This window comes from Armatimonas sp. (assembly GCF_043760365.1).
Taxonomy (GTDB): Bacteria; Armatimonadota; Armatimonadia; order Armatimonadales; family Armatimonadaceae; genus Armatimonas.
On sequence record NZ_JAYUPA010000469.1, the window covers coordinates 1 to 4,680 of the forward strand.

At 58.2% G+C, this 4,680-nt stretch carries 2 protein-coding genes and 2 pseudogenes; 3 read left to right on the plus strand and 1 reads right to left on the minus strand.

Annotated features, from left to right (window positions below; genetic code table 11):
* Nucleotides 1–1,062, minus strand: a pseudogene (locus ACH2EH_RS10980) (hypothetical protein); the annotation flags it as partial.
* A gap of 37 nt (nucleotides 1,063–1,099) precedes the next feature.
* Between ACH2EH_RS10980 and ACH2EH_RS10985 the strand changes: the two are divergent.
* The 3 genes and pseudogenes from ACH2EH_RS10985 to ACH2EH_RS10995 form a co-directional block, all read left to right on the plus strand.
* Complete coding sequence (locus ACH2EH_RS10985) at nucleotides 1,100–1,897, plus strand: BtpA/SgcQ family protein (protein ID WP_395141607.1); 798 nt, start codon at nucleotides 1,100–1,102, stop codon at nucleotides 1,895–1,897.
* A complete protein-coding gene (locus ACH2EH_RS10990; protein ID WP_395141609.1) occupies nucleotides 1,894–4,086 on the plus strand; it encodes an APC family permease in 2,193 nt (730 codons plus the stop codon). The genes ACH2EH_RS10985 and ACH2EH_RS10990 overlap by 4 nt, the downstream gene beginning before the upstream one ends.
* Nucleotides 4,087–4,094: 8 nt before the next feature.
* A pseudogene (locus tag ACH2EH_RS10995) lies at nucleotides 4,095–4,680 on the plus strand (hypothetical protein); the annotation flags it as partial.

Sequence of the window (4,680 nt, forward strand, 5' to 3'; positions counted from 1 at the left end):
GTCTAGTACGGGCAAGTGCGTGAGATCCCCCGAAGCGACTTTCTCGTACCAGCCCTTGGCGGTGCCAAACGTCACGCTCGGGTAGATCGGCCACGTCGCCATTTCCAATAAATACTCAATCTCGACGCGGGTCGGACCGCCGCCGTGGTTGCCGATCCCGTAGATATTCAGCCAATCAGAAAGCTTTGTTTCCTGCCAGAACTCGACAGCGGGCAGGGCGATATTATCCCCAATATTAACGTAGGAGTTGTACCAGGTGGACTCTTTGTTCACGAGCACGCGGCTGCCGTCGGGACCTTGCCACCAGAATAACTTCGGGCGGGGGAACTCTCCTGTGGCAGCGTGATCGAAGCCGCCGCCTAGGCGGCAGGCGTAGTAGAACTTCACCCCGCCCTGCGCGAGAATTGTCGGGATGGTGTTGGCGTGCCCAAACGTGTCCGGCTCCCAGTCCAAGGGCAGATCGGCGGCATCCAGCCCAAACTTCTCCTTGGTGTACTGGCGCGTGTAGAGCAAGTGGCGCGCCAGGCTCTCGCCGCTGGCTAAATTCTTATCGCCCTCCACCCAGTGCACCGCCGTCACTTCCCAGCGCCCCTCGGCGATGCGCTGCTTGATCTCCTCAAACAGCTCTGGGTGGTACTTCTCGATCAGTGCATAGACCGATGCCTGCGACTGTGAGAACGTCAGAGCCGGGTACTCGCGCATGAGCTGGAGCACGGAAGCAAATGTGTCGTGCGTCGTGGCGACCGTTTCTTGCCACGACCACATCCAGTTCATATCAATATGCCCATGCCCCACGCAGTGAATCGTGTAGGCTTTGGCAGCAACACCAATCGGAGCCAGAATCTCCTCCGCCTCGGCGACCGCAGGGGCAAGCTCGCCCGTACAGGTCTCTATGAGCGCCGTCGCCTGCTCAACCAGCGCGGGCCACTCTGAATTTTCGGTGAGTTGTGCAAAGGCGTGGGCAAAGTCCAGCTCACAGCCAATCCGGCGCAGGAGAGCTTTCGTAGCATCAACCGACTGCGCGGCAACGCGCAAGAGACGAGGCGAGGTCATCGGGTTCATAATCCTCTACTTCGCTGGCTGTGCTACAATGTCCTCCGTGCTTAAAGATTTCTGGGCGCGGAAGCGTCTTATTGGGATGGTGCATCTCGGGCCACTGCCGGGGAGCCCACGGGACCGTGGTGATTTTGCGGGCGTGCTCAGCCGCGCCGCTGCGGATGCGCGGGCTTTGGTGGCTGGCGGCGCGGACGCGATCATGGTTGAGAACTTCTTCGACGCACCTTTTGCCAAAGATACCGTGCCGCCCCACACGCTCGCCGCCCTCACCCGCGCCGCCCTTGTGGTACGTGAGGCAGCGCCAGAGCTTCCGCTGGGGATCAACTGCCTGCGCAATGACGCCAAAGGGGCGCTGGCAATTGCCCATGTCGTCGGGGCACAGTTCGTCAGAGTCAATGTCTGGGTGGGGGCTGCTGTCACCGATCAGGGTATTATCGAGGGGGCGGCGCGGGAGGGAATTCTCTACCGAAAAATGCTCGGCGCGGAGCACATTCAGATATTCGCCGATGTCTTTGTGAAACACGCCGCCCAGCTCGGTGAGGGGACGCAGTCCATTCAAGATGCCGCCAAAGACGCCGTCCTCCGCGGGATGGCCGATGCACTGATCGTGAGTGGTAGTGCAACCGGTAGCGAAACCCGCGTGTCGGATGTTGCGTCGGTTGCCGAGGCACTGCCGGGTGTGCCTGTCTTAATAGGAAGTGGCTTCGGGCTAGAAACCGCAAGAGCGCTTCTTGCTGCGGGAGCGGCGGGCGCGATCGTAGGAAGCAGCTTGAAAGTGGGCGCAGTGGACTCGCCCGTAGATCCTGAGAAAGTCCGCGCTTTGAAAGCAATTATGCGATGACCAGTAAGTTCAAAAAATGGTTCTTCGAGGGCTACGTCTCGAATGTAGAAGGCTTCTTTGAAGAGGAGCATGAGCCGGGGCACAAGCCCCACGCCTGGTGGAAGGTCATGTGCCTGACGGGAGTGGATTACTTCTCCACCCTAGGCTACCAGCCAGGAATCGCAGCGCTTGCCGCCGGGGCGCTCTCGCCCATTGCGACCTTTGTTTTAGTCCTACTCACTCTGTTTGGTGCGCTTCCAATGTATAAGCGCGTTGCCAAGGCAAGCCCGCACGGTGACGGTTCTATTTCGATGCTGGCCAAGCTACTGCCTTACTGGCAAGGCAAGCTGCTCGTCCTCTGTCTGATTGGCTTTGCCGCGACAGGCTTTATTATCACTATCACGCTCTCTGCCGCGGATGCTGCGGCGCACGTCCGGGAGAACCACTTTGTCGCACACTTTATGGAAGCCAACCCAATCGTCTGGCAAGTCGGGCTCACGCTTGGGTTGATCACTCTTCTGGGGGCTGTCTTTCTGAAAGGTTTCCAGGAGGCCATTGGGATCGCGGTTGGCATTGTGGTGGTCTATATCGCCCTGAATATCGTGGTGATCGTCCGAGGAATCCAGGAAATCTCCCAGCGCCCTGAGCTCATGGGCGAGTGGCAACGTAGCCTCCTGACGATCCACCCGACGCCCGCACACATGGCCATCGCGGCGATCATTGTCTTTCCTCAGCTTGCGCTAGGTCTCTCGGGCTTTGAGACGGGCGTGGTCGTGATGCCGCTGGTCGAAGGCGATAAGGGAGACACTGAGGACGAGCCCAAGGGACGTATTCGCAATGCGGGGCATCTGCTGACAACAGCGGCGGTGATGATGAGCGTCTTGCTGATCGGCAGTAGTATTGTCACCACCACGCTGATCTCCCCGGATAAGTACCTCCCCGCACTCGCCGGTGAGCGCACGATTCCCGCAACCGAGTTTGCCAAGGGCACCACGATAATGCTTCATCCTAAGAAGGCAAAAGAGCCTATCTTTGTGGTCGAGGTGCCAGGTTCCACCCCGCTGGGTACCAGCTCTATCCTAGCAAAGGAGGGAGAGGGCACCTCCGAGGTGGTCGAAAAGCCCGTTTCCGTGACCCTGACCGTGACTTCCGTCAGTGATGGTGCTCTCTACAAGCTCTCTGCAGTGAAGAAACCTGGAGTTGCCAACGGACGGGCGCTGGCCTACATGGCTCAGACCTACCTCGGTGAGACGTTTGGAACCGTCTACGATATTTTCACGGTGCTGATTCTGTGGTTCGCGGGCGCGAGTGCGCTGGCAGGGCTGCTCAATATCGTCCCGCGCTATCTGCCACGCTACGGCATGGCCCCCGAGTGGACCCGTGCCAACCGCCCGTTAGTTGTCATCTTCACAGCAATCTGTTTTTTAGTGACCTTGCTCTTCCAGGCCGATGTAGATGCGCAGGCAGGGGCCTATGCAACGGGCGTTCTCGCACTCATGACGAGTGCCACTGTCGCCGTGACCATTGCGGCCTGGCGAGCAAAAGAGCGAGCCGCATTGATTGGCTTTGGCGTGGTGACGGTGATCTTTATCTACACCATTCTGGCCAATATCATCAGCAATAAAGCCGAAGGACTAGGAATCTCGTTTCTCTTCATCCTAGCAATTCTTCTGATCTCCACCATCTCGCGTGTCTGGCGCACGGTAGAGCTTCGTGTTGATGAGATCGTCTTCGATGATGAAGCCCTTAAAATGCTGGCGGAGCTAGCCAAGCAGCCCGAGGTGCGCTTCATCGCCAATCGCCCCGAAGCACGCGATGCAGCCGAGTATTCAAGTGCAACCTTCGAAGCGGAAAAAGACCACCAGATATCCCCTGCGGAGCGCTACGCTTTCTTAGAGGTCTACATTCAAGACGCATCCAACTTCTCGTCATCTCTACGGGTCGAAGGCATTAATGAGGGTGGGTTCTGGGTGCTACGCTGTCACGGGGTCGCCGTTCCCAATGCCATCGCAGCCGTGGCGCTAGAGCTGCAAAAACGGCACAATCGGCGGGCGCATATCTACTTCAACTGGGTCAACGGCAGCCCTCTCTCCTTTCTCGGAAAATTCTTCCTGACCGGTCAGGGAGATGTCGCCCCTCTCACCCACGAGATCCTGCGCCGCGCCCAGCCTGATCAGGGGAAACGCCCGATTGTCCATGTCGCTGGTTAGAGTATCCCATGCAAGAAAAATTTAGAAAGTGGTTTTTAGAGGGCTATATCTCCAATGTGGAGGGGGCCTTTGAAGAGGAGCATGAGCCGGGGCACAAGCCCCACGCCTGGTGGAAGGTCATGTGCCTGACGGGGGTAGATTACTTCTCCACCCTAGGCTACCAGCCAGGAATCGCGTTTCTCGCGGCAGGAGCTCTCTCGCCCATCGCCACTCTGGTGCTGATCTTACTGACGCTCTTTGGTGCCTTCCCGATCTACCGCCGCGTGGCGCAAGAGAGTCCCCACGGCGAAGGCTCGATCTCGATGCTGGAGTCACTGCTCAAGAGCTGGTCTAGCAAGTTGTTTGTGCTGATACTGCTAGGCTTTGTCGCGACAGACTTTATCATTACGATGACGCTTTCTGCCGCCGATGCAGCGGCGCATGTCCGTGAGAACCACTTTGTCGCGCACTTCATGGAGCATAACCCGACGGGCTGGCAGGTAGGGATTACGCTTTTCTTGCTTCTCTTGCTGGGTGCCGTGTTTCTTAAGGGCTTTAAGGAGGCTGTCGGAATCGCGGTCGTGCTCACTCTGGTGTATCTGATACTGAATGCCG